Origin of the sequence: Variovorax sp. PvP013 (genome assembly GCF_050435945.1) — a bacterium.
Taxonomy (GTDB): domain Bacteria; phylum Pseudomonadota; class Gammaproteobacteria; order Burkholderiales; family Burkholderiaceae_C; genus Variovorax.
Map to the genome: position 1 here is coordinate 445,931 of NZ_JBNDLF010000003.1, position 21,630 is coordinate 467,560.

The 21,630-nt window shown below is 71.4% G+C and carries 20 protein-coding genes, 1 tRNA gene and 3 pseudogenes; 7 read left to right on the forward strand and 17 right to left on the reverse strand.

What is annotated here, in order from left to right:
* Positions 1-64 precede the first annotated feature (64 nt).
* The 4 genes from proB to rplU form a co-directional block, all read right to left on the reverse strand.
* Positions 65-1,231 (reverse strand): glutamate 5-kinase, encoded by a 1,167-nt coding sequence (gene proB, locus ABID77_RS12450; RefSeq protein ID WP_429595901.1) that lies wholly within the window; start codon positions 1,229-1,231, stop codon positions 65-67.
* Positions 1,228-2,283, reverse strand: coding sequence for an Obg family GTPase CgtA (gene cgtA / locus ABID77_RS12455; RefSeq protein WP_429595904.1), 1,056 nt, complete (start codon positions 2,281-2,283; stop codon positions 1,228-1,230). Before cgtA ends, proB begins: the two co-directional genes overlap by 4 nt.
* A gap of 96 nt (positions 2,284-2,379) precedes the next feature.
* The gene (gene rpmA / locus ABID77_RS12460) at positions 2,380-2,649 is read right to left on the reverse strand and encodes a 50S ribosomal protein L27 (RefSeq protein ID WP_429595907.1); all 270 of its coding nucleotides are present in this window, start codon (positions 2,647-2,649) and stop codon (positions 2,380-2,382) included.
* A 15-nt stretch (positions 2,650-2,664) separates the two neighbouring features.
* Positions 2,665-2,976, reverse strand: a complete 312-nt coding sequence (gene rplU / locus ABID77_RS12465) for a 50S ribosomal protein L21 (RefSeq protein ID WP_429595909.1) — start codon at positions 2,974-2,976, stop codon at positions 2,665-2,667.
* A 250-nt stretch (positions 2,977-3,226) separates the two neighbouring features.
* Between rplU and ABID77_RS12470 the strand changes: the two genes are divergently transcribed.
* Positions 3,227-4,156, forward strand: a complete 930-nt coding sequence (locus ABID77_RS12470; RefSeq protein ID WP_429596163.1) for a polyprenyl synthetase family protein — start codon at positions 3,227-3,229, stop codon at positions 4,154-4,156.
* A 51-nt stretch (positions 4,157-4,207) separates the two neighbouring features.
* Positions 4,208-4,284: transfer RNA gene (locus ABID77_RS12475), tRNA-Pro, on the forward strand.
* A gap of 57 nt (positions 4,285-4,341) precedes the next feature.
* Here ABID77_RS12475 and ABID77_RS12480 read toward each other — a convergent pair.
* The 7 genes and pseudogenes from ABID77_RS12480 to ABID77_RS12510 form a co-directional block, all read right to left on the reverse strand.
* Positions 4,342-7,056 (reverse strand): annotated as a pseudogene (locus ABID77_RS12480) (response regulator); the annotation flags it as partial.
* A 180-nt stretch (positions 7,057-7,236) separates the two neighbouring features.
* Positions 7,237-8,475: pseudogene (locus ABID77_RS12485) on the reverse strand (Hpt domain-containing protein); the annotation flags it as partial.
* Positions 8,475-9,497 (reverse strand): annotated as a pseudogene (locus tag ABID77_RS12490) (methyl-accepting chemotaxis protein); the annotation flags it as partial. The pseudogenes ABID77_RS12490 and ABID77_RS12485, both read right to left, overlap by 1 nt.
* A 454-nt stretch (positions 9,498-9,951) precedes the next feature.
* A complete protein-coding gene (locus tag ABID77_RS12495) occupies positions 9,952-10,503 on the reverse strand; it encodes a chemotaxis protein CheW (protein ID WP_429595912.1) in 552 nt (183 codons plus the stop codon).
* Positions 10,504-10,586: 83 nt separating this feature from the next.
* A complete protein-coding gene (locus ABID77_RS12500; RefSeq protein WP_429595915.1) occupies positions 10,587-10,952 on the reverse strand; it encodes a response regulator transcription factor in 366 nt (121 codons plus the stop codon).
* The gene (locus ABID77_RS12505) at positions 10,952-11,353 is read right to left on the reverse strand and encodes a response regulator (protein WP_429595918.1); all 402 of its coding nucleotides are present in this window, start codon (positions 11,351-11,353) and stop codon (positions 10,952-10,954) included. The genes ABID77_RS12500 and ABID77_RS12505 overlap by 1 nt, the downstream gene beginning before the upstream one ends.
* Before the next feature lie 83 nt (positions 11,354-11,436).
* Positions 11,437-11,607 carry a rubredoxin gene (locus ABID77_RS12510; RefSeq protein WP_429595921.1) on the reverse strand — a complete coding sequence of 57 codons (171 nt, stop codon included), beginning with the start codon at positions 11,605-11,607 and terminating at the stop codon, positions 11,437-11,439.
* 97 nt (positions 11,608-11,704) lie between these two features.
* Between ABID77_RS12510 and thiD the strand changes: the two genes are divergently transcribed.
* Entirely contained in the window at positions 11,705-12,712 is a 1,008-nt protein-coding gene (thiD, locus tag ABID77_RS12515) for a bifunctional hydroxymethylpyrimidine kinase/phosphomethylpyrimidine kinase (RefSeq protein WP_429595924.1), read from the forward strand.
* Between the two features lie 52 nt (positions 12,713-12,764).
* Complete coding sequence (gene hemL, locus ABID77_RS12520; RefSeq protein WP_429595927.1) at positions 12,765-14,054, forward strand: glutamate-1-semialdehyde 2,1-aminomutase; 1,290 nt, start codon at positions 12,765-12,767, stop codon at positions 14,052-14,054.
* Positions 14,055-14,108: 54 nt separating this feature from the next.
* On the opposite strand, the gene ABID77_RS12525 is transcribed toward hemL, so the two are convergent.
* From ABID77_RS12525 to dusB, 4 genes are all read right to left on the reverse strand, one after another.
* Positions 14,109-14,240: a hypothetical protein gene (locus ABID77_RS12525; protein ID WP_429595930.1), complete on the reverse strand. Its 132-nt coding sequence runs from the start codon at positions 14,238-14,240 to the stop codon at positions 14,109-14,111.
* Positions 14,241-14,245: 5 nt separating this feature from the next.
* On the reverse strand, positions 14,246-15,844 hold the full coding sequence (gene purH, locus ABID77_RS12530) for a bifunctional phosphoribosylaminoimidazolecarboxamide formyltransferase/IMP cyclohydrolase (RefSeq protein ID WP_429595933.1): 1,599 nt from the start codon (positions 15,842-15,844) through the stop codon (positions 14,246-14,248).
* A gap of 141 nt (positions 15,845-15,985) precedes the next feature.
* On the reverse strand, positions 15,986-16,222 hold the full coding sequence (locus tag ABID77_RS12535; RefSeq protein WP_429595936.1) for a Fis family transcriptional regulator: 237 nt from the start codon (positions 16,220-16,222) through the stop codon (positions 15,986-15,988).
* A gap of 57 nt (positions 16,223-16,279) precedes the next feature.
* Complete coding sequence (gene dusB / locus ABID77_RS12540) at positions 16,280-17,365, reverse strand: tRNA dihydrouridine synthase DusB (protein WP_429595939.1); 1,086 nt, start codon at positions 17,363-17,365, stop codon at positions 16,280-16,282.
* Positions 17,366-17,542: 177 nt separating this feature from the next.
* Between dusB and ABID77_RS12545 the strand changes: the two genes are divergently transcribed.
* The 3 genes from ABID77_RS12545 (at position 17,543) to rbsD (ending at position 19,456) form a co-directional block, all read left to right on the forward strand.
* Positions 17,543-18,013, forward strand: coding sequence for a YqaA family protein (locus ABID77_RS12545; protein WP_429595942.1), 471 nt, complete (start codon positions 17,543-17,545; stop codon positions 18,011-18,013).
* A 91-nt stretch (positions 18,014-18,104) separates the two neighbouring features.
* The gene (gene rbsK / locus ABID77_RS12550; RefSeq protein ID WP_429595945.1) at positions 18,105-19,061 is read left to right on the forward strand and encodes a ribokinase; all 957 of its coding nucleotides are present in this window, start codon (positions 18,105-18,107) and stop codon (positions 19,059-19,061) included.
* On the forward strand, positions 19,058-19,456 hold the full coding sequence (gene rbsD, locus ABID77_RS12555) for a D-ribose pyranase (protein WP_429595947.1): 399 nt from the start codon (positions 19,058-19,060) through the stop codon (positions 19,454-19,456). The genes rbsK and rbsD overlap by 4 nt, the downstream gene beginning before the upstream one ends.
* Positions 19,457-19,520: 64 nt before the next feature.
* Here rbsD and ychF read toward each other — a convergent pair whose 3' ends face one another.
* Positions 19,521-20,612, reverse strand: a complete 1,092-nt coding sequence (gene ychF / locus ABID77_RS12560) for a redox-regulated ATPase YchF (protein ID WP_429595950.1) — start codon at positions 20,610-20,612, stop codon at positions 19,521-19,523.
* Between the two features lie 105 nt (positions 20,613-20,717).
* A complete protein-coding gene (locus ABID77_RS12565) occupies positions 20,718-21,581 on the reverse strand; it encodes an MOSC domain-containing protein (protein WP_429596166.1) in 864 nt (287 codons plus the stop codon).
* Positions 21,582-21,630: the final 49 nt, after the last annotated feature.

Consider the following 21,630-nt stretch of genomic DNA (forward strand, 5'->3'; position numbering starts at 1 on the left):
CGACGGCCTGCCATCGCTCCCGTTGCCGCTTGCCGACCAGGGGCGACGACGGAGGCGACGCGGCTCAGCGAGGCGTGGCGTCCCGGGCGAGCACCATGTTGTCGCGGTGCACCATCTCCGGCTCGGCGGCATAGCCCAGCAGCCGCTCGAAATCGGCCGACGGCTTGCGGCACAGCAGGCGCGCCTCGGCGCTCGAATAGTTCGCCAGTCCGCGCGCCAGTTCGATGCCCTGCGCATCGCGCACCGCGATCACGTCGCCGCGCGAGAAATCGCCCTCGACGCCGGTCATGCCGATCGGCAGCAGGCTCTTGCCCTCGGCACGCACCTTGTCGGCCGCGCCGCCGTCGACCGTCACGGACCCGCGCAACTGCAGGTGGTCTGCCATCCAGCGCTTGCGCGCCTGGTGCTTGGCGGTCTGCGCCACCAGCAGCGTGCCGATCGACTCGCCGCGCATCAGGCGCAGCAGGGCGTCGGGCTCGCGGCCCCAGGCGATGACGGTCGACGCACCGGAGCCCGCCGCGCGCTTGGCCGCCAGGATCTTGGTGATCATCCCGCCGCTGCCGATCGCCGAGCCGACGCCGCCGGCCATCGCCTCCAGCGCCGGATCGCCGGCGACGGCCTCGTGCACGAAGCGCGCGTCGGGGTCCCGCCGCGGATCGGCGGTGAACAGGCCCTTCTGGTCGGTCAGGATGACAAGGGCATCGGCTTCCACCAGGTTGGCGACCAACGCGCCCAGGGTGTCGTTGTCGCCGAACTTGATCTCGTCGTTGACGACGGTGTCGTTCTCGTTGATGACCGGCACCACGCCGAGCTTGAGCAGGGTCACGAGGGTCGAACGCGCGTTCAGGTAGCGCTCGCGGTCGGCCAGGTCGGCGTGCGTGAGCAGCACCTGCGCGCTGCCCGCGCCGTGCTCGCGCAGCTTGGTCTCGTAGATCTGCGCCAAGCCCATCTGCCCGACGGCGGCGGCGGCCTGGAGTTCGTTGATCTCCTTCGGCCGCGTGCGCCAGCCCAGGCGCTTCATGCCCTCGGCGATGGCGCCGCTCGAGACCATCACCACCTCGCGGCCCTCGCGCATCAGCGCGCCGAGCTGTCGGCACCACTCGCCGATGGCGACGTCGTCGAGCCCCCGGCCCTCGTTGGTGACGAGGCTGGAGCCGACCTTGACCACGATGCGCCGCGCGTTGCGCAGCGCCGTCGAGGAGGAAGCGATGACGTTCTGCGGCGTGCTCATGCGAAGCGCGGGTCGATGTCCTCAGGCGGCTGCTCGGCCACCTGCTGCGCCTTCACGTGCTGGTAGATCGCCTGCACCAGCGGCTCGCAGCCCTCGCGCGTCAGGGCCGAGATCTCGAAGACCGGGCCCTTGAAGCGCATGCGCTTGACGAAATCCTTCACGCGCGCGGCGCGTTCGTCACCGGGCACCATGTCGAGCTTGTTGAGCACCAGCCAGCGCGGCTTGGCATGCAGGCCGGCGTCGTATTTCTTGAGCTCGCCGACGATGGCCTTGGCTTGCGCGACCGGGTCCACGCCCTCGTCGAAGGGCGCGATGTCGATCACGTGCAGCAGCAATCGCGTGCGCTGCAGGTGGCGCAGGAACAGGTGGCCCAGACCGGCGCCCTCGGACGCGCCTTCGATCAGGCCGGGCAGGTCGGCGACGACGAAGCTCTGCTCGGGACCGACGCGGACCACGCCCAGGTTGGGGTGCAGGGTGGTGAAGGGATAGTCGGCGATGCGCGGCCGGGCGTTGGAGATGGCGCTGATCAGCGTCGACTTGCCGGCGTTGGGCATGCCCAGCAGGCCGACGTCGGCCAGCACCTTCAGTTCGAGCTTCAGGCTCTTCTTGTCGCCGGGCCAGCCGGGCGTCTTCTGGCGCGGTGCGCGGTTGATGGCGCTCTTGAAGCGCATGTTGCCGAAGCCGCCGTCGCCGCCCTTGGCGATCATGACCATCTCGCCGGGCACCAGCAGTTCGTAGAGCACCTCGCCGGTCTCGGCGTCGCTGACGATGGTGCCCACGGGCATCTTGAGCACCACGTCGTCGCCGGCGGCGCCGAACATGTCGGAGCCCATGCCGTGCTGGCCGCGCTTGGCGTCGTGCCGGCGCGAATAGCGGAAATCGACCAGGGTGTTGAGGTTGATGTCGGCCACCGCGAACACGTGGCCGCCCCGGCCGCCGTCGCCGCCGTTGGGGCCGCCGAATTCCTTGTACTTCTCATGACGGAACGACACGCAGCCGTTGCCGCCATCGCCCGCGGCGATGTCGATGAAGGCTTCGTCGACGAACTTCATGATGGACTCAGTCTACAAATGAGTGCCGCAGGGAGGCGCGGCGAGAAACGAAGAAGCCCCGACGAGCGGGGCTTCGATCCGGTCAGGACGACGCGCTCAGGCCTGTGCGGCCGCCGGCGTCACGCTGATCGTGTGCTTGTTCAGCGAACCCTTGAAGCCGAAGGACACATGGCCCTCGACCAGGGCGAACAGCGTGTGGTCCTTGCCCACGCCGACGTTGGCGCCGGGGTGGAACTGGGTGCCGCGCTGGCGCACGATGATCGAGCCTGCGCTGATCAGTTCGCCGCCGAACGCTTTCACGCCGAGCATCTTGGGCTTGGAATCGCGCCCGTTTCGCGTGGAGCCGCCGCCTTTTTTCTGTGCCATGGTGTGGGCTCCTGCTTAACCGGCGATCGCGCCGATTTGCAGTTCGGTGAACTGCTGGCGATGGCCTTGACGTTTCTGATAGTGCTTGCGACGGCGCATCTTGAAGATGTGCACCTTGTCGTGCAAGCCATGGGACAGCACCGTGGCTGTGACCGTTGCGCCGGACACCAGGGGCGTACCGATCTTGATGTCCGAGCCGTTGCCGACTGCGAGGATCTGATCGATCACGATTTCCTGGCCTACGTCCGCAGCAATCTGTTCTACTTTAATTTTTTCGCCGGCGGCAACGCGATACTGCTTGCCTCCGGTTTTTATGACCGCGTACATGTTGACCTCTTGAAAAAGATGGTTCCGCGGCGAATTCCGCAGAGCCCAAGATTCTAGCACGACGCGCGTCGGACGAACACCCGTCCCGGCCGCGCCGGAGGTCCGGGAAGACGGCGCTCTTTATAATCCCCGGGTTCCGGCCGCTCGCGCCGGCGTCCCTCCTTCGCTGTACCCAGGCGCCCTCGCTTTGCCAGTTTCCGATACCGACAACTCCTCCACCGCCGCCATCCTCGGCCTCATCGCCGACGACATGGTGCAGGTCGATCGCGTGATCTCCGAGCGGCTCGACACCGGCGTGCCGCTGGTTAGCGAGGTGTCGCGCTACATCATCTCCGCCGGCGGCAAGCGCCTGCGCCCGGCGCTGCTGCTGCTCATGAGCGGCGCGCTCGGCTACACGGGCGCTCAGCGCTTCAACATCGCCGCCGTGGTGGAGTTCATCCACACCGCTTCCCTGCTGCACGACGACGTCGTCGACGAGTCGACCCTGCGCCGCGGCCGGCCGACCGCCAACGAATCCTTCGGCAACCCCGCCAGCGTGCTGGTGGGCGACTTTCTGCATTCGCGCGCCTTCCAGATGATGGTCGACTGCAACGACATGCGCGTGATGCAGATCCTGGCCGACGCGACCAACGTGATCGCCGAGGGCGAGGTGCTGCAGCTCATGAACATGCACGACGCCTCGCTCGACGAGGAGGCGTACCTGCGGGTGATCCGCTCCAAGACGGCCAAGCTGTTCGAGGCGAGCACCCGCGTGGCCGCCGTGCTGGCCAAGGCCCCGCCCGACATCGAGGAAGCCTGCGGCGTCTACGGCCAGGCGCTGGGCACGGCCTTCCAGGTCATCGACGACGTGCTCGACTACGCCGGCGACGCCAGCGAGACCGGCAAGAACATCGGCGACGACCTGCGCGAGGGCAAGACCACGCTGCCGCTGATCCTCGCGATGCAGCGCGCCGACGCGGAAGCGGGCGAACTCATCCGCAAGGCCATCGAGGCCGGCGACACGACCCAGCTCGAGCGGATCGTGGAGATCGTCCGCACCACGGGTGCGCTCGACGCCACCCGCGCCGCCGCCGCGGCCGAGGCGCAGCGCGCGATCGATGCATTGATCGGACTGCCGCGGAATTCGTACACGCAAGGTTTGCTACAATTAGCGGCTCAGCTGCTTGAGCGCCGCGCCTGATCCACTTCCCGCCCTCGGGAATGCGATGCGGCCCTCTCGTCGAGACACCATCGGGGTGTAGCTTAGCCTGGTAGAGCGCTACGTTCGGGACGTAGAGGCCGGAGGTTCGAATCCTCTCACCCCGACCAAGAAAAGATGAAAAGCCCAAGTGAATCCACTTGGGCTTTTTTCGTTTCAACGCCTCGTCACGCCCCGACGACGTCCCCCGCCCCGCTCGCCACGCAGCTGCGCACCAGCAGCAGCAGCTCGTCCTCGGCATAGGGCTTGCCGATGTAGTGGTTCACGCCCAGGCGCTGGGCGTGCTCGCGGTGCTTGGGCGCGATGCGGGAGGTGATCATGATGATCGGCAGGCCGGCGAGCGCCGCCTCCGCGCGGATGTGGCGCGCCAGGTCGAAGCCGTCCATGCGCGGCATCTCGATGTCCGAGAGCACGACGGCCGGGCGCTCCCGGCGCAGGAGTTCCAGCGCCTGCAGGCCGTCGGCGGCGAGCGCGACGCGGAAACCTTCGCGCTGGAGCAGGCGCTGCGTCACGCGGCGCACGGTCAGCGAATCGTCCACCACCAGCACCAGCGGCGTGGTCGGCTGCGACGGATCGAGGCCGATGCCGTGCGCGGCCGCGTCGCCGGACTGCAGGTGCCAGGCCGCCTCGCCGTGCACGTCGGCCAGCGCGACCGGGTTGTAGATCAGCGCCACGGCGCCCGACGACAGCACCGACGCGGCCGCCATGCCGGCCAGCCGCGAGAGCTGCGGGCCGAGGTTCCGCACCACGACGTCCTGATTGCCCTGCACCTCGTCGACGTGCAGCGCCACGCGCCGCGCGGCGCTGCGCACGACGACGACGAAATGCGTGCGCGCGGCGAACGGGTCGCTGCGCGCGGACGACTGCAGCAGCGCGCCGGCCCAGTAGAACGGCACGCGCTCGCCCTCGAACACGTGATGGCGCTCGGCATAGGCGACGGTCAGGTCGTCGGCGCTCGCGCGCTGCACGCGCTCGACCAGGTTCGACGGCACGCCGATGGTCGTGTCGCCGGCGCGCACCATGACGACGTGCGTGACGGCGGTGGTCAGCGGCAGCACCAGCTTGAAGCGGGTGCCCTGCCCCGGCGTGCTGTCGGTCTCGATGCGCCCGCCCAGCGCGGCGACGCTGGTGCGCACCACGTCCATGCCGATCCCGCGCCCGGACAGCTCGGAGACCGCACCGGCGGTGGAGAAACCCGGCGTGAAGATGAAGTCGGCCGCCTGGTCGCTGGTGAGCCGGGCCTGCGCGCCGACCAGCCCGAGCGCACGCGCGCGCTCGGCGATGCGCGCCACGTCCAGCCCGCCGCCGTCGTCGCGGAAGCTCACGGCGACGTCGTTGCCTTCCTGCTGCAGGTCGATGGCGATCAGCCCGGCCGGCGGCTTGCCGGCGCGCTCGCGCACGCGGGCGCCCTCGATGCCGTGGGCCACGCAGTTGCGCAGCAGGTGCTCGAAGGCCGGCGTCATGCGCTCGAGCACGCCGCGGTCGATCTCGGTCGAGCCGCCGTGGATGTCCAGCCGCACCTGCTTGCCGCTGTCGCGCGAGGCCTGCCGCACGACGCCGTAGAGGCGCTCGGCGATGCTCTCGAACTCGACCATGCGCGTGCGCAGCAGGTCGCGCTGCAGCTCGCGCGTCTGGCGCGCCTGCGAGCCCAGGGCGTCCTCGCTGCCCTGCAGGCTCTTCTGCAGGGCGCGCTGCACCGTGGCCACGTCGTCGACCGATTCGGCCATCATCCGCGTGAGCTCCTGCACGCGGGTGAAGCGGTCGAATTCGAGCGGGTCGAAGCCCTGCTGCGAGTCCTTGGCCTGGGCCAGGCGCGACTGCATCCGGCTCTCGGCCTGCAGCTCGACGTCGCGCAGCTGCTGGCGCAGGCGGTCGAGGTTGCCGGTGAGTTCGCCGAGCGAGACGCGCATCTGCGCCAGCCCGGTGACCAGCCGCGAGCGCGTGACGACCACCTCGCCGGCCTGCGCGACCATGCGGTCGAGGAGCTGCGTGCGGATGCGCACGGTCTGGCCGGCCGTGGTGGCATGCGGTGCCGGCCCCTCGCCGGTGCCGGGATCGGCCGATGCATCGGCGCCCTCCGGCCCGGGCACGCCGCCGCCGGCGCGCAGGTGGTCGAGCGCCGACTGCAGCGCGTCGAAGCGCTCGAACAGCTCCTCGATCGCCGCCGGAGCGGCCACGCCCTTGCCGCGCGCGAGGAGCTCGATGGCCGATTCCATGCGGTGCGCGCGCTCGCCCAGGCGCATCGCGCCGGCCAGCCGGGCGCCGCCCTTGAGCGTGTGCAGCGTGCGCAGCGCGGAGGCACGCGGCGCGTCCGCGCCCGGCTGCCGCGCCCATTCGCGCAGGGCGCCGCCGAGCTGGTGCAGCAGCTCGACCGCCTCCTCCTCGAACACCGGGAACAGGTCGGCGTCCACCGCGTCGGTGGCGTCGAAGGGATCGTCGCCCGGCAGCGGCGGCACCGCCGCGCGCGCCGGCGCCGCCTGCGCGACGAGGTCGTCCAGCGCCCGCCGCGTGGCCGGCGCCGGCGCGTCCAGGAAGCCGGCGGCGAAGCGGTGCAGCAGCCGGCGCAGCTCGTCGACGCCCGCGACCACCGCCGCATCCTGCAGCGCCGTGCCGCGCCCCTGGCGGCGCAGCTGCTGCAGCGCACGCTCGACGCGGCGCGCCAGGTCCGACAGGTCCCGCAGTCCCAGGGTGGCGGAGCTGCCGACGAGCGCGTGCGCGAGGCCGATCGCCGAGGCGGCGACCGGCTGGCGCGGGTCGCCCGCCCAGGCGGCGACCTCGGCGGCCAGCGCGCCCGACCAGGCCTCGGCCTCGGCGAGGTACACGTCGTGGAGCTTTCGGTCGATGCGCAGCGGCCCGACCACCCGGACGTCGCCGTCGGCGTCGTCGGCCTGCGCCCGGGACGACGGCCGCTCCCGCCCGGCGCGGCGCGGCGCGGCCAGGACGTCCTGCGGCGTCGCGCCCGGCACCTCGCCCTTCAGGGCGTCGGCGGCATGGCGGAACGGCGCCGCGCGCCAGTCCTGCGCCCGCCCGGTCCGGATGGCGTCGATCCACTCGGCGAATTCCCCCAGGGCGGTGCCGATCGCGGCCAGCAGCACGGGCGTCGCCGGGCGCTGGTCGGCCAGCCAGGTGTTGAGCACCTGCTCGAAGGCCGCCGCCGCCTCGCCCAGCTCCGTCAGCGCGACCATGCGTGCGCTGCCCTTGAGCGTGTGGAAGGCGCGGCGCAGCATGGTCATGCGCGCGGTGTCGGCGGCGTCGGCGGCCAGGGCCGCGGCGGCATCGCCGGCATTGCGCAGCACCTCGCGCGCCTCGTCGAGGAAGATGGCGAGCAGTTCGGCATCCTCGTCGTCGGGCGCCGCACCGGCGCCGGAGTCGGCCGCTTCGCCGGTGCCGGTCGAGGTCGACGCTGCAGCGGAAGGCGCGCCGGTGGCCTCGTCGGTCGCAGCGTCCGACGACAGCGCCCGCAGCTCGCCGGCCGCCGCATCGAAGGCGAAGGCGCGCCGTGCCAGCTCCGGCTGGTGGCCGAGCATGTCGACCAGCAGGCCCAGCGCGTCGAGGTTGCCGCCCAGGGCGTCGACGTCCTGCGGCCGCACGTCGTCCTGCGCGGCGTCGGCCGCCAGCAGGCCCCGGACGTCCGCGTGCATGCGCCGCGCGGCGTGCGCGCCGTCGGCGAGGCCGAGCACCGACAGCGCCGCCTCGAGCTCGTCCAGCTGCGCCACGACGGCGTGCAGCGGCGTGCGGGTCTCCGGACGGCGATAGAAGCGGTCGAGCCCGCGCCCGATGCCGTCGAGCCGCTCGCGCAGCTCGGCCAGCGCCGGCCGGCTCACCTCGGCGAAGAGCGTGAAGAGCGCGAAGTGGTCGGGAGCCGGTATCGCACGGTCCGCGACCGCTGCCTCCAGATGTCCGACCAGCGCGCGCGCGATGCGCTCGATCGCGTCCAGGCCGGCATCGGCGGTGGACGCGTCGCGGGTCGCGGCGGCATCGGCACGGTCGATCCAGGCCCGGGCGGCGGCCTCCAGGGCAGCGGCCACGCGCGCCGCGTCCGGCCGCCGGACCAGGGTCAGCACGCCGGCGGCCTGGTGCAGCGCCTGCAGGGCGGCCTGCCGCGCGGCGGCGTCGCCGGAGCGTTCGCCGCCGGCGGCCTGCCGCAGGGCCGGCACGACGCCGTCGAGCGCGATGCGCAGCTCGTCGAGCACCCAGCCGAGCGACTCGCGCCGAGCCTCGTCGGCCACGGGATGACCGGCGGCGGCGGGGCTCCGGGCGGGATCGAGGGGCGTGGCCGGCACGGGCGGTGATCCGGCCATCACGCGATCTTGAAGCGCGCGACCGACAGGCGCAGCTCCTCGGCCATGTGGGAGAGTTCGCGCACCTGCCGGGCGGTGGCGCGCGTGCCGTCGCCGGTCTGCTCGGTGACGGCGAAGATGTGCTGGATGTTGGCCGCCACGACGTTGGCCGACGTCGCCTCGTGCGAGGCCGAGCGCGTGATCTGCTCGATCAGCTCGGCCAGGCGGCGTGAGACGCGGTCGATCTCCGACAGCGCCGTGCCCGCGTGGTCCGACAGCCGCGCCCCCTCGACCACGCCCTGCGTCGAGCGCTCCATGGCGCCGACGGCGTCCTGCGTGTCGGTCTGGATGGCGCGCACCAGCGCCGCGATCTGGCGCGTGGCGTCGGCCGAGCGCTCGGCCAGGCGCTGCACCTCCTCGGCTACCACCGAGAAGCCGCGCCCGGCCTCGCCGGCCGAGGCGGCCTGGATCGCGGCGTTGAGCGCGAGCACGTTGGTCTGCTCGGTGATGTCGGAGATCAGCTCGGTGATCTCGCCGATCTCCTGCGACGACTCGCCCAGGCGTTTCAGGCGCTTGGCGGTGTCCTGGATCTGGTCGCGGATGGCGTTCATGCCGCCGATGGCGTCCTCCACGGCCTGCAGGCCGGTCGCGGCGGCCTGCAGCGACTGACGCGCCACCGTGGCCGACTCCTGCGACTGCGAGGCCACCTCGTTGATGCGCTCGGCCATCGTCAGCACCGCCTGGCCGGTCTCGCGGATCTCGCGCAGCTGCTCGGTCGAGGCGGCCAGCAGCTCGGTCGACGTGCTCTCGACCTGCGAGGTGGTCTCGGCGACGCGGCCGGCCGTGTTCTGCACGTTGCTCACCAGCAGGCGCAGTTCCTCGACCGTGTAGTTGACCGAGTCGGCGATGGCGCCGGTGATGTCCTCGGTGACGGTGGCCTGCTGCGTGAGGTCGCCCTCGGCCACCATCTGCAGCTCGTTCATGAGGCGCAGGATGGCGGCCTGGTTGGCGGCGTTGACGCGGCTGGCCTCCTCGCCCAGGCGCTCGGCCTCGGAGCGGGTGCGCTCGGTGGTGGCGACCCGCTCGCGCCCGGCGCGCAGCTGGGCCAGGCCGGCGATGGCCGCCATCGCCAGCGCGGCCAGGGGCAGCAGCGCCAGCCCGGCGACCGTGGCCAGGTCCAGGCCGGTGCGCGCCGCGTGCAGCAGCAGGATGCCGGTGACCACCACCAGCAGCAGCACCGCGACGCCCAGGGCGATGGCGAACGGGCTGCGCGGGCGGGCCGCGGCGAATTCGGGCCGGGCGTCCTTGCGCTCGGTCGCCGTGGTGTCGGCGTGCAGGACGCCGGGCGATAGGACCGGGTCGCCGGCGGCAGTGGCCGTGTGGGCGGTGGCCGCCATGGGGTCGGGCACGGCCGGCGTCACGGGCGGGATCGGAGGCGTGGGATCGGTCGTCGGGTTCACGGTCGGTTCCTCGGGGAGGCGGTCGGTCGTCATGCGTTCAGAAGCCGACGTTCAGGAAGCGGGGATGCCGCGCGAGCGCCTGCAGATCGAGCACCTGCCAGCGCGTGCCGGCGGTGTCGACGCAGTGGCGGGAACGCCAGGCCGATGCCTCGCCGGCGCCCGCGCTGGCATCGGCGGCGAAGAGCTCGGCCCCGCGCAGGCCGAGCACGCGGTCGACCTGCAAGGCGCAGTTGACGTCGAAGCGCGCGTGCAGCGCGACCAGGCGCGTCGACGTGGGCGCGTCGCCGGTCCGTCGCGCGGTGCGGGCGCCGTCCGGGCCGGCATCGGCCGCCGCGAAGGCGTCGAGGTCCACCACGCCGTAGAGGCCGCCGCGCAGGTTGGACACGCCCAGGAACCACCCCACGGTGTGCGGCACCGGCTGCGGCGCGGTCCAGGGAAAGATCTCGCCGGTATCGCCGAGCGCGAGCAGGTAGTGGTGGGCGCCCGCCTCGACGGCCAGCCAGGCGGTCGAGGCGTCCTGCAGACCGGCGGCCGGCGCGGGGGCGGCGGGGGGGACCTGGAAGGCGCGGGGCATGTCGCTGGCAACCATGGACGATGGGCGAGGGTGGAGGAAGGCGTTGGGAAGGCGTCGGGGGAGCGGCGGGGCGGATCGGAGGGCGGCGGCCGCGTCGGTCAGCCCAGCGCGGCGATCTTGGCCAGCAGGATCGCGGGATCGACCGGCTTGACGACGAGGTCGCGCGCCCCCTGGCGCAGGCCCCAGATGCGGTCGGTCTCCTGGTTCTTGCTGGTGCACAGGATGATCGGCACCGCCGAATAGACCGGATCGCGCGTCAGGGAGCGCGCGAGCTGGAAGCCGTTGCGCCCGGGCATGACGACGTCCAGCAGGATCAGGTCGGGCCGCTGCTGCGCCAGGCAGCGCATGGCCTCGTCGGCGCTGTCGGCCGTGCGCACCGAGAAGCCGTGGCCCTGCAGCAGGCGGGCGAGGAACAGCGATTCGGTCTTCGAGTCGTCGACCACGAGCACGTCGCGCACCGGCATCAGGCCCCCGCCGCGGCCGGGGTGCCGGCCAGGCGCCGCACCGCGTCGAGCAGCTGCTCGCCGGTGAAGGGCTTGACGATGTGTTCCCGCGCGCCAGCCTCGTGGCCGCGCCGGTCGTCGAACGCGCTGTCGCTGGCCGACAGCATCACCACCGGCAGGTCGTAGAAGCGCGGATGGCGCCGCACGATGGCGCAGGTGCGCCAGCCGTCCAGGCGCGGCATCTGGACGTCGCAGAAGACGATGTCGGGCCGGTCCTCGGCCACGCGCGCGAGGCCCTCGAAGCCGTCGGCGGCCAGCAGCACCTCGCAGCCGCCCTGTGCGAGGAAGATCTCGGCGCTGCGCCGGACGGTGTGGCTGTCGTCGATGACCAGCACCCGCCTCGGCGATCCGTTCGTGCCCATCGTCCGGCTCCTTGGTTGTCGGAAACGGCACCGGCGGCCGCGAGTCCCGGTGAGGATCGGGGCCGCCGGCGCTGTGCCATGCTTCAGATCTCGACCATTTCGAAATCTTCCTTGCGCGCACCGCATTCGGGACATGTCCAGTTCATCGGCACGTCGGCCCAGGCCGTGTTGGGCGCAATACCATCCTCCGGCACGCCCGCCGATTCGTCATAGATCCAGCCGCAGATCAGACACATCCAGGTTTTCGTATTCATCGCTACTCAAAGTCCGTATTCTAAAAATGCAACCCATGTATTCAATCGCATCCAGGCTCGCGGCATATCGTTTTCAAGAATCTCCCCGGAGAGGCGAATGAGAAACCAATTACTACCGGCAAGTGGCAGCGTCGCAGGGTCCGCGGATCTTAACGACCCCCCCGCCGGCGACACCGGAATCGACGCCGAGGCCGACGACGGCGTGGAGGTCGAACTCGACCTCGATCCGCCCTGCGTCCTGGTCTTCAACGCCAGCGATCCGAGCGGCGCCGGCGGGCTGAACGGCGACGCCCTGGCGATCGCCTCGGTCGGCGCGCACATGCTGCCGGTCGTGACCGGCGCCTACGCGCGCGACACGGCGGAGATCTTCGACCACTTCGCCTTCGACGAGGAGGCCGTGGCCGAGCAGGCCCGCGCCATCCTGGAGGACGTCGAGGTCCAGCTCATCAAGATCGGCTTCGCCGGCTCGCCCGAGAACCTGGCCGGCATCGCCGGCATCGCCGCCGACTACCCCGACACGCCCGTCGTCGCCTACATGCCCAACCTCTCGTGGTGGGACGAGAACCGCATCGAGGCCTACCTCGACGCCTTCCGCGAACTCGTGCTGCCGCAGGCCACCGTGCTGGTGGGCAACCACAGCACCCTGCGGCGCTGGCTGCTGCCCGACTGGGCCGGCGAGCGCCCGCCGACCGCGCGCGACATCGCCCGCGCCGCCGGCGAGCAGGGCACGCCCTACACGCTGGTCACGGGCATCGTGCTGCCCGACCAGTACTTCGACAACGTGCTGGCATCGCCCCAGGCGGTGCTGACCAGCGAGAAGTACGAGCGCCTGGAGGCCGTGTTCGCCGGTGCCGGCGACACGCTGTCGGCCGCGCTCGCCGCGCTGCTGGCCAGCGGCACCGACCTGGTCGCCGCCACCGGCGAGGCCCTGAGCTACATGGACCGCTGCCTCGACGCGGGCTTCCGCCCCGGCATGGGCCACGTGCTGCCCGACCGCCTGTTCTGGGCCCAGCCCGAGGACGACGAAGACGAAGGCGACGACGACGCCGGCAGCCCGCCCGATCCGTCCGACTTCGGGCTGCCGCCCCACGACACCCGGCACTGAGCGCCCGGTTTCCCCCCTCCTCCACCCGCCTCCCCCTTCCCCTCCGAGCCCCATGGCCCACACCGACACCAACGACATCCTCTTCGAGCGCGCCCGCGCCGTGATCCCCGGCGGCGTGAACTCGCCCGTGCGCGCCTTCAAGGCCGTCGGCGGCACGCCGCGCTTCGTGCAGCGCGCCCGGGGCGCCCATTTCTGGGACGCGGACGACCGGCGCTACATCGACTACATCGGCTCCTGGGGGCCGATGATCCTGGGCCACGGCCACCCGGCGGTGGTCGAAGCGGTGCAGAAGGCGGTGCTCGATGGCTTCTCCTTCGGCGCGCCGACCGAGCGCGAAATCGAGCTGGCCGAGGCCATCTTGGACCTCGTGCCTTCGATGGAGATGGTGCGGCTGGTGAGTTCGGGCACCGAGGCGGCGATGAGCGCGCTGCGCCTGGCGCGCGGCGCCACCGGGCGCAAGATGATCGTCAAGTTCGAGGGCTGCTACCACGGGCACGCCGACGCGCTGCTGGTGAAGGCCGGCTCGGGCCTCGCGACCTTCGGCAATCCGACCTCGGCCGGCGTGCCGCCCGAGGTGGTGCAGCACACGCTGGTGCTCGAGTACAACAACCTGACGCAGCTGGAGGAGGCCTTCGCGCTGCACGGCCCCGACATCGCCTGCCTGATGATCGAGGCCATCGCGGGCAACATGAACTTCATCCGCGCCACGCCGGAGTTCGCGCGCCGCTGCCGCGAGCTGTGCACGCGGCACGGCGCACTGCTGGTGTTCGACGAGGTGATGACGGGTTTCCGCGTCGGACTGCACGGCGCGCAGGGCGTGCTGGGCGTGACGCCCGACCTCACGGTGCTGGGCAAGGTGATCGGCGGCGGCATGCCGCTGGCGGCCTTCGGCGGGCCGCGCGCCATCATGGAACTGCTCGCGCCGCTCGGGCCGGTCTACCAGGCCGGCACGCTCTCGGGCAATCCGGTGGCGACCGCCTGCGGCCTGGCGACCCTCAAGGAAATCGCCCGCCCCGGCTTCTACGAGGCCCTGTCGGCGCGCACGCGCTCGCTGGTCGAGGGCCTGAAGGACGCCGCCGATGCCGAGGGCGTGCCGTTCAGTGTCGACAGCGAGGGCGGCATGTTCGGCTTCTTCCTGATGGACGCGCTGCCGCAGAACTACGCCACCGTCATGACCACCGACAACGCGCGGTTCAACACCCTCTTCCACGGCCTGCTCGACCGTGGCGTCTACATCGCGCCGGCGCTCTACGAGGCCGGTTTCGTGAGTTCGGCGCACACCGGGGAAGACATCGCGGAGACCGTCGCGGCGGCGCGGGAGATCTTCCGCACGCTGGGTTGAAACGGGCGGGCGGGCTGTCCGGCGAGGCGGGACGCCCCGGCACCGGTGCCGGCCTCAGCCGCCCATCAGTCGCCAGCCGATGTTGAGCATGCCGGCCATGACCGTCGCCATGACGACCACGATCAGCCAGGCCACCCAGCGCGGCCGGGGCGTGTCGACGGCATCGTCGTCGTGCTTCGGGGCCATCGGGCTCAATGCCGGAAGTGGCGCACGCCGGAGAGCACCATCACCACGCCGCGCTCGTCGGCCGCGTCGATCACCTCCTGGTCGCGCATCGAGCCGCCCGGCTGGATGACGCAGCTCGCGCCGGCGTCGACCACCACGTCGAGGCCGTCGCGGAACGGGAAGAAGGCGTCGCTCGCCACCGCCGTGTCCTGCAGCGACAGGCCGGCGTGCTCGGCCTTGATGCTGGCGATGCGCGCCGAGTCGAGCCGGCTCATCTGGCCCGCGCCGACGCCCATCGTCATGCCGCCGGCGCAGAACACGATGGCGTTGCTCTTGACGTACTTGGCGACCTTCCAGGCGAACAGCAGGTCCTGCAGCTGCGCGGGCGTCGGCTGGCGCTTGCTGACGACCTTGAGCTCGCTCTCGGCCAGCACGCGGTTGTCGGCCGTCTGCATCAGCAGGCCCGAGCCGACGCGCTTGACGTCCACGGCGTTGCGGCCGTTGTCCCAGTCGGAGGCGCCGCCCGCGGGCAGCGCGATCTCCAGCACGCGCACGTTGGCCTTGGCCTTGAAGACGGCCAGCGCCTCGGGCGTGAAGCCCGGCGCCATCAGCACCTCGACGAACTGCTTGCTCACGGCCTGCGCGGCGGTGGCGTCCACCGGACGGTTGAAGGCGATGATGCCGCCGAAGGCCGAGGTCGGATCGGTCTTGAAGGCCTTGGCGTAGGCCTCCGACGCGTCGGCGCCGATCGCCACGCCGCACGGGTTGGCGTGCTTGACGATCACGCAGGCCGGCGCGTCGAAGCTCTTGACGCACTCCCAGGCCGCGTCGGCGTCGGCGATGTTGTTGTAGCTCAGCTCCTTGCCCTGCAGCTGCTTCGCGGTGACCAGCGAACCGGGCGCCGGATGCAGGTCGCGGTAGAACGCGGCCTGCTGGTGCGGGTTCTCGCCGTAGCGCAGGTCCTGCAGCTTGACGAAGCGGCCGTTGGACTGCGCCGGGAACGGCGTGCGCACCGGCGCGGCCTGGCCGATGCTGGCGTCGAAGTCGATGGCCGAGAGGTAGTCGCTGATGGCGCCGTCGTAGTCGGCGATGCGGTTGAAGGCGGCCACGGAGAAGCCGAACTTCGTCCGGTCGCTGAGCTTGCCGTCGGCTTTCAATTCAGCCAGGGCGGTCGCGTACTGCGAGGCGTCGGTCAGCACGCCGACGTCCTTCCAGTTCTTGGCCGCGCTGCGCACCATGGCCGGGCCGCCGATGTCGATGTTCTCGATCGCGTCCTCCAGCGTGCAACCGGCCTTGGCGACGGTGGCCTCGAACGGATAGAGGTTCACCACCAGCAGGTCGATGGCGTCGATGCCGTGCGCCTCGATGGCGGCGACGTGCGCCGGCAGGTCGCGCCGCGCCAGCAGGCCGCCGTGGATCTTGGGGTGCAGGGTCTTCACGCGGCCGTCGAGCATCTCGGGAAAGCCGGTGTGGTCGGCCACCTCGGTCACGGGCAGGCCGGCATCGGCCAGCAGCTTCGCGGTCCCGCCGGTCGACAGCAGCCGGATGCCCAGCGCGTGCAGCGCCTGCGCGAATTCGAGGATGCCCGTCTTGTCGGAGACGGAGATGAGTGCGGTCGATGCCATGAAGGGAGGTTCTCGGTTGATGCGATGGAAATCGGGGGTATGGAGGCCAGGGCTGCCGCGGAACCGGCTCCGCCGGTCCGCCGGCAGCGCCCCCTGCAAGGGGGTGGGCGAAGCGACACGCAGTGCGCGCAGCCCTGGGGGTTATTTGATCAATTTGTGGTCGACGAGCTTCTTGCGCAGCGTGTTGCGGTTGAGCCCCAGCCATTGGGCGGCGCGCGACTGGTTGCCCTCGGCACGCGCCATGACGACCTCCAGCAGGGGTTTCTCCACCACCCGCACGAGCATGTCGTACATGCCGTCGGGCTCGATGCCGTGGAGGTCGCGGAAATAGATTTCGAGGCTGTTCCTGACGCACTCGTCGATGTTCTTCTTGCTCATGTGCCCAAGGCCTGTTTTGGTTTCGTCGTGTCGGCGGACCCGGTCGGTCGCTCACGCTCACCGTGCGGCCGCGGTGGCGGCCTTCGGGTGCGGATCTTTGTCGTCGTCGGTATCGGTGTCGTCGTCGCGCGTCGGCTCGTCGCGGTGGGCCGGGATGCGCTCCATGCGGGTGGCGAGGTCCTCGAAGTAGTCCGACACCGCCCGCCACTGCGCCTCGCAGTCCTCGATCGCGTTCATGCCGGCGCGGAAGGCTTCGCCCCCGGGCAGGGCGCGCACGTACCAGCCGATGTGCTTGCGCGCGGTACGCACGCCGCTGTGCTCGCCATAGAGCGCGTGGTGCTCGCGCAGGTGGTCGAGCAGCAGCCGGCGCACCTCGGCGACGAGCGGCGGCGCGAGGTGCGTGCCGGTGGCCAGGAAGTGCCCGATCTCGCGGAAGATCCACGGCCGGCCCTGCGCCGCGCGGCCGATCATCACGGCGTCGGCGCCGGTCGCGGCGAGCACGTCGCGCGCCTTCTCGGGCGTCGTGATGTCGCCGTTGGCCACCACCGGCACGCGCACGGCGGCCTTGACGGCGGCGATGGTGTCGTACTCGGCGGCGCCCTTGTAGCCCTGCTCGCGCGTGCGACCGTGGACGGTGAGCATCCGCACGCCGGCGGCCTCGAAGTCGCGCGCCAGCTTGACGGCGTTGCGGTGGTCGGCACTCCAGCCGGTGCGCATCTTGAGCGTCACCGGCACGCCGTGCGGCGCGGCGGCGGCGACCACGGCGGCGGCGATCTCCAGCGCCAGCGGCTCGTCGCGCATCAGGGCCGAGCCGGCCCACTTGTTGCAGACCTTCTTGGCCGGGCAGCCCATGTTGATGTCGATGACCTGGGCGCCGCGATCGATGTTGTAGCGCGCCGCGTCGGCCATCATGGCCGCGTCGGTGCCGGCGATCTGCACCGCGATCGGGCCGGGCTCGCCGGTGTGGTCGGCGCGGCGCGAGGTCTTGAGCGTGTGCCAGAGGTCGCGGCGCGAGGTGACCATCTCGCTGACCGCGTAGCCCGCGCCGAGCGACCGGCACAGGCTGCGGAACGGCCGGTCCGTGACGCCCGCCATGGGCGCGACGAAAAGACGGTTCTCCAGCGCGACGGGGCCGATCTGCATGGTGGGGAAAAGGAGGGAGCGAGCGGGTCGCTGCTGAAAAATGAGGCACGATTGTAACGAATCCGCATTCCGGAGAGTGAAACGATTTGCACCCCCGGCGTCGGCCGCGCCGCGCCCGGGCGGGCGGCGCGTCCTCCGACGCGGGCGCGCCGGAGGCGTTCCTATACTGCGGCGCACATGCAAGCCTGGCTCGACTCCCTCTTGGCGCTGCTGGCGCTGCCCGAATACGGGCTCTCCACCGTCTTCATGGCGGCTTTCGTGTCGGCGACGCTGGTGCCGGTGGGCTCGGAGCCCATCCTCTTCGGCCTGCTCAAGCTCAACCCGGACATGCTCTGGTCGGCGATCGCCGTGGCCACCGTGGGCAACACGCTCGGCGGCATGGTGACCTGGTGGATGGGCTATGGCGCCCACCAGGTGGCCGACAAGTATTCGCATTCCAAGCACCACGTGCGCGTGCTCGGCTGGCTGGAACGGCTCGGCCCCAAGGCCTGCCTGCTGAGCTGGCTGCCGCTGGTGGGCGATCCGCTGTGCGCGGTGGCGGGCTGGCTCAAGATGCCTTTCTGGCGCTGCACCGGCTACATGGCCATCGGCAAGTTCGCGCGCTACGTGACGATGACCTTCGCGCTGCTCTACATCTTTCCGGAGTGAGCCGGTCGCGCGACCGTCGGACCCGTGGCGCGCACCGCGACGTCCGGACGGCGCCGACGACGGACTCCGACCTCCTCTTCCTTCCCGCCTCATGACCTCTTCGACCGACACGTCGCCACGCATCGTGGTGCTCGGCAGCCTCAACATGGACCTGGTGCTGCGCGTGCCGCACGCCCCCGCCGCCGGCGAGACCCTCCAGGGCCGCTCGATCGACCACGTCCCCGGCGGCAAGGGCGGCAACCAAGCCGTCGGCTGCGCGCGCCAGGGCGCCCGGGTGCGGCTCGTGGGCTGCGTCGGCGACGACGCCCACGGGCGGGCGCTGCGCGAGGCGCTCGAGGGCGACGGCATCGACACCACGGCCGTCGCCGTCGATGCCACCGCGCCGACGGGCACCGCGCTGGTGATGGTCGACGACGCCGGCCAGAACCGCATCGTCGTCATCGCCGGCGCCAACGCGCGCGTCGAGATCGACGAGGACGCGCTGGCCGCACGGCTGCAGGGCGCGGACTTCCTGATCGCCCAGTTCGAGACGCCGCTGCCCCAGGTCGAGCGCGCCCTCCACGCGGCATGGCGTGCCGGCTGCAAGGTGCTGCTCAATCCGTCGCCGGCGCAGCCCGTCGCCGAGGACTGGTGGCCGCTGATCGACACGCTGGTGGTCAACGAGGTCGAGGCTCGCATGCTCAGCGGCCTGGCCGCCGAATCGCCCGAGGACGCCGCCGCCGCCGGACAGGCGCTGCGCCGGCGCGGCGTGGCGCGCGTGGTCGTGACGATGGGCTCGCGCGGCGCGGTGTCGGTCGATGCGCAGGGCGCACGCCATCACGCCGCACCGGAGGTCGAGGTGGTCGACACCACCGCCGCCGGCGACACCTTCCTGGGCGCGCTGGCCGTGGCGCTGGCGCGCGACGGCGCCGACCTCGACGCCGCCGTGCGCCTGGGCATCCGCGCCGGCGCGCTGTGCGTCGGGCGGCCCGGCGCGCAACCTTCCATCCCGCGGCGCGACGACGTGCTGCGCAGCCCGCCGCCGCCCGACCGGACCGTCTTGCCATGAAACGCACCGCCCTCCTCCACGCCGAACTCTCCCGGGTCATCGCCACGCTCGGCCACGGCGACATGGTCGTGATCGGCGACGCCGGCCTGCCGGTGCCCGACGGCCCGTGCCGCATCGACCTGGCGCTCACGCCAGGCATCCCGCGCGTGGCGGACGTGCTGCGCGTGGTGCTCACGGAGATGCAGGTGGAACGCGCCGTGATCGCCCGCGAGGCGCTCGACGCCGCCGGCGGCGCATTGCCGGCATGGTGCGAGGGTCAGCTCGGAGACCTGGTGCCCGAGACGCTGTCACACGACGACTTCAAGCGCCTGAGTGCGCGGGCCAAGGCGGTGGTGCGCACGGGGGAGTGTTCGCCCTACGCCAACATCGTGCTGGTCGCGGGCGTGACGTTCTGAACTCGGGCGACGGGCCGGACGGACGGCCCCGCCGTCGGGCGACCGCGTCGCCCGGTCGACCCGCTCAGGAGCTGAACAGGAAGTTCATCACGTCGCCGTCCTTGACGACGTAGTCCTTGCCTTCGGCGCGCATCTTGCCGGCGTCCTTGGCGCCCTGCTCGCCCTTGAAGGCGACGAAGTCGGCGTAGGCGATGGTCTGGGCGCGGATGTAGCCCTTCTCGAAGTCGGTGTGGATCACGCCGGCCGCCTGCGGGCCGGTGTCGCCGACGTGGATGGTCCAGGCGCGCACTTCCTTCACGCCGGCGGTGAAGTAGGTCTGCAGGCCCAGCAGCTGGTAGGCCGAACGGATCAGGCGGTTGAGGCCCGGCTCCTCCTGCCCGATCTCGGCCAGGAACATCGCCTTGTCCTCGTCGTCCATTTCGGAGAGCTCGGCCTCGATCTTGGCGCAGATGGCGACCACCGGCGCCTTCTGCTTCGCGGCGTACTCGCTCAGGCGGTCGAGGAAGGGGTTGTTCTCGAAGCCGTCCTCGGCCACGTTGGCGACGAACATCGCCGGCTTGGCCGTGATGAGCGTGAAGGACCTGACCAGCGGCTGCTCCTCCTTGGTGAAGGACAGCGCGCGCACGGGCGTGTTCTCGTTGAGCGCGGCCTGGCAGCGCTCGAGCAGGCCGACGAGCTTCTGCGCTTCCTTGTCGCCCGAGCGGGCCACCTTGGTGTGGCGGTGCAGCGCCTTCTCGACCGTGGCCAGGTCGGCCAGGCAGAGCTCGGTCTGGATGACCTCGATGTCGGAGATCGGGTCGACCTTGCCGGCGACGTGGATCACGTTGTCGTCCTCGAAGCAGCGCACCACGTTGACCGTGGCGTCCGTCTCGCGGATGTGCGCGAGGAACTTGTTGCCCAGGCCCTCGCCCGTGCTGGCCCCGGCCACGAGGCCGGCGATGTCGACGAACTCGACGATGGCCGGCACGACGCGCTCGGGCTGCACGATCTGGCTCAGGGCCGCGAGGCGCGGATCGGGCACCTCGACCACGCCGACGTTCGGCTCGATGGTGCAGAACGGATAGTTCTCCGCCGCGATGCCGGCCTTGGTCAGCGCGTTGAAAAGGGTGGATTTACCGACGTTGGGCAGGCCGACGATGCCGCACTTCAAGCTCATGGATGTCCTCTGGAATCAACCCGCGATTTTAGGGCGCGGGTGGAGGGGCCGGTCCGGCGACGGTCGATTCGACCTTTCCGGATGCCTTTCCGGCCCGTTTCCGCATTACTCGAACACGTAGTTCGCGTGCACCGCCTGCCCCACCCGCAGCACCTGGTCGATGCCCGCGACGACGGTCGCGTTCATGCCGAAGGTGACCGCGCCGCCCACGCGCGCGTCGGCGCGGTAGGTGCGCAGGGTGTCCCCCACCTCCGGGCTGCTGCGCGCCGTGGCCGGGTCGATGTCGGGGATCGGGCAGCGCGTGCAGGGCTTGGCCGGCCGCAGCACGGCGCCGGTGCCCTCGCCCGTGACGATGCGCAGCAGGTCGACGCGGTCCTCGTCGTGCGATTCGACGCCGGCGAGCACGATGTTGGGCCGGAAGCGCTCGATGCCCACGGCATCGTGCCCGGCCGCCGCGAGGCGTTCGTTGAGTTCCCCGAGCGAGGCCTCGCTCGCCACCAGCACGGCGAAGCCGTCGGAGAACTGGGTCTGCGCCTCCATGCCGCCGGTCCACGCCGGATTCGACAGCCGGCGATGCTCCGGGTCGAAGCGCACCAGCCGCAGGGCCCGCGGCGCGCCGGGCTCGGAGAGGAAGTCGCCGAACCACTGCGCGGCGACGTCGCCCATGTCGTAGGCGGCCACCTCGTCCTTCCAGACGCGCACGCGCACCGGCTGCTCGACGCGGTCGAAGGCGACGTGCAGCGCCAGCATGCCGGGCGCGCGCAGCACCATCTCGAAGTGCTTCAGCTGCGGCCGGATCAGCGCCATGCGCGGCAGCTCGCGCTGGCTGACGAAGACGCCCTCGGCATCGACCACCATCCAGGCGCGGTCGAACTCGAGGCCGGTCTCGGTCAGCAGCGCCTCCTTCACCTCGACGCCCGCGCAGGACTTGACCGGATGGACGAACAGCCGCGCGATGGTGGAGCGCACGTCGAAGGCGAACGCGTCGGATGCGTCCGGGGTGACGGGGACGACGCCA

Excerpts from the sequence above, each read along its gene's own strand:
- proB (WP_429595901.1), bottom strand. The coding sequence starts at position 1,231 with ATGAGCACGCCGCAGAACGTCATCGCTTCCTCCTCGACGGCGCTGCGC.
- cgtA (WP_429595904.1), bottom strand. The coding sequence starts at position 2,283 with ATGAAGTTCGTCGACGAAGCCTTCATCGACATCGCCGCGGGCGATGGC.
- rpmA (WP_429595907.1), bottom strand. The coding sequence starts at position 2,649 with ATGGCACAGAAAAAAGGCGGCGGCTCCACGCGAAACGGGCGCGATTCC.
- rplU (WP_429595909.1), bottom strand. The coding sequence starts at position 2,976 with ATGTACGCGGTCATAAAAACCGGAGGCAAGCAGTATCGCGTTGCCGCC.
- ABID77_RS12470 (WP_429596163.1), top strand. The coding sequence starts at position 3,227 with ATGGTGCAGGTCGATCGCGTGATCTCCGAGCGGCTCGACACCGGCGTG.
- ABID77_RS12495 (WP_429595912.1), bottom strand. The coding sequence starts at position 10,503 with ATGGTTGCCAGCGACATGCCCCGCGCCTTCCAGGTCCCCCCCGCCGCC.
- ABID77_RS12500 (WP_429595915.1), bottom strand. The coding sequence starts at position 10,952 with ATGCCGGTGCGCGACGTGCTCGTGGTCGACGACTCGAAGACCGAATCG.
- ABID77_RS12505 (WP_429595918.1), bottom strand. The coding sequence starts at position 11,353 with ATGGGCACGAACGGATCGCCGAGGCGGGTGCTGGTCATCGACGACAGC.
- ABID77_RS12510 (WP_429595921.1), bottom strand. The coding sequence starts at position 11,607 with ATGAATACGAAAACCTGGATGTGTCTGATCTGCGGCTGGATCTATGAC.
- thiD (WP_429595924.1), top strand. The coding sequence starts at position 11,705 with ATGAGAAACCAATTACTACCGGCAAGTGGCAGCGTCGCAGGGTCCGCG.
- hemL (WP_429595927.1), top strand. The coding sequence starts at position 12,765 with ATGGCCCACACCGACACCAACGACATCCTCTTCGAGCGCGCCCGCGCC.
- ABID77_RS12525 (WP_429595930.1), bottom strand. The coding sequence starts at position 14,240 with ATGGCCCCGAAGCACGACGACGATGCCGTCGACACGCCCCGGCCGCGC.
- purH (WP_429595933.1), bottom strand. The coding sequence starts at position 15,844 with ATGGCATCGACCGCACTCATCTCCGTCTCCGACAAGACGGGCATCCTC.
- ABID77_RS12535 (WP_429595936.1), bottom strand. The coding sequence starts at position 16,222 with ATGAGCAAGAAGAACATCGACGAGTGCGTCAGGAACAGCCTCGAAATC.
- dusB (WP_429595939.1), bottom strand. The coding sequence starts at position 17,365 with ATGCAGATCGGCCCCGTCGCGCTGGAGAACCGTCTTTTCGTCGCGCCC.
- ABID77_RS12545 (WP_429595942.1), top strand. The coding sequence starts at position 17,543 with ATGCAAGCCTGGCTCGACTCCCTCTTGGCGCTGCTGGCGCTGCCCGAA.
- rbsK (WP_429595945.1), top strand. The coding sequence starts at position 18,105 with ATGACCTCTTCGACCGACACGTCGCCACGCATCGTGGTGCTCGGCAGC.
- rbsD (WP_429595947.1), top strand. The coding sequence starts at position 19,058 with ATGAAACGCACCGCCCTCCTCCACGCCGAACTCTCCCGGGTCATCGCC.
- ychF (WP_429595950.1), bottom strand. The coding sequence starts at position 20,612 with ATGAGCTTGAAGTGCGGCATCGTCGGCCTGCCCAACGTCGGTAAATCC.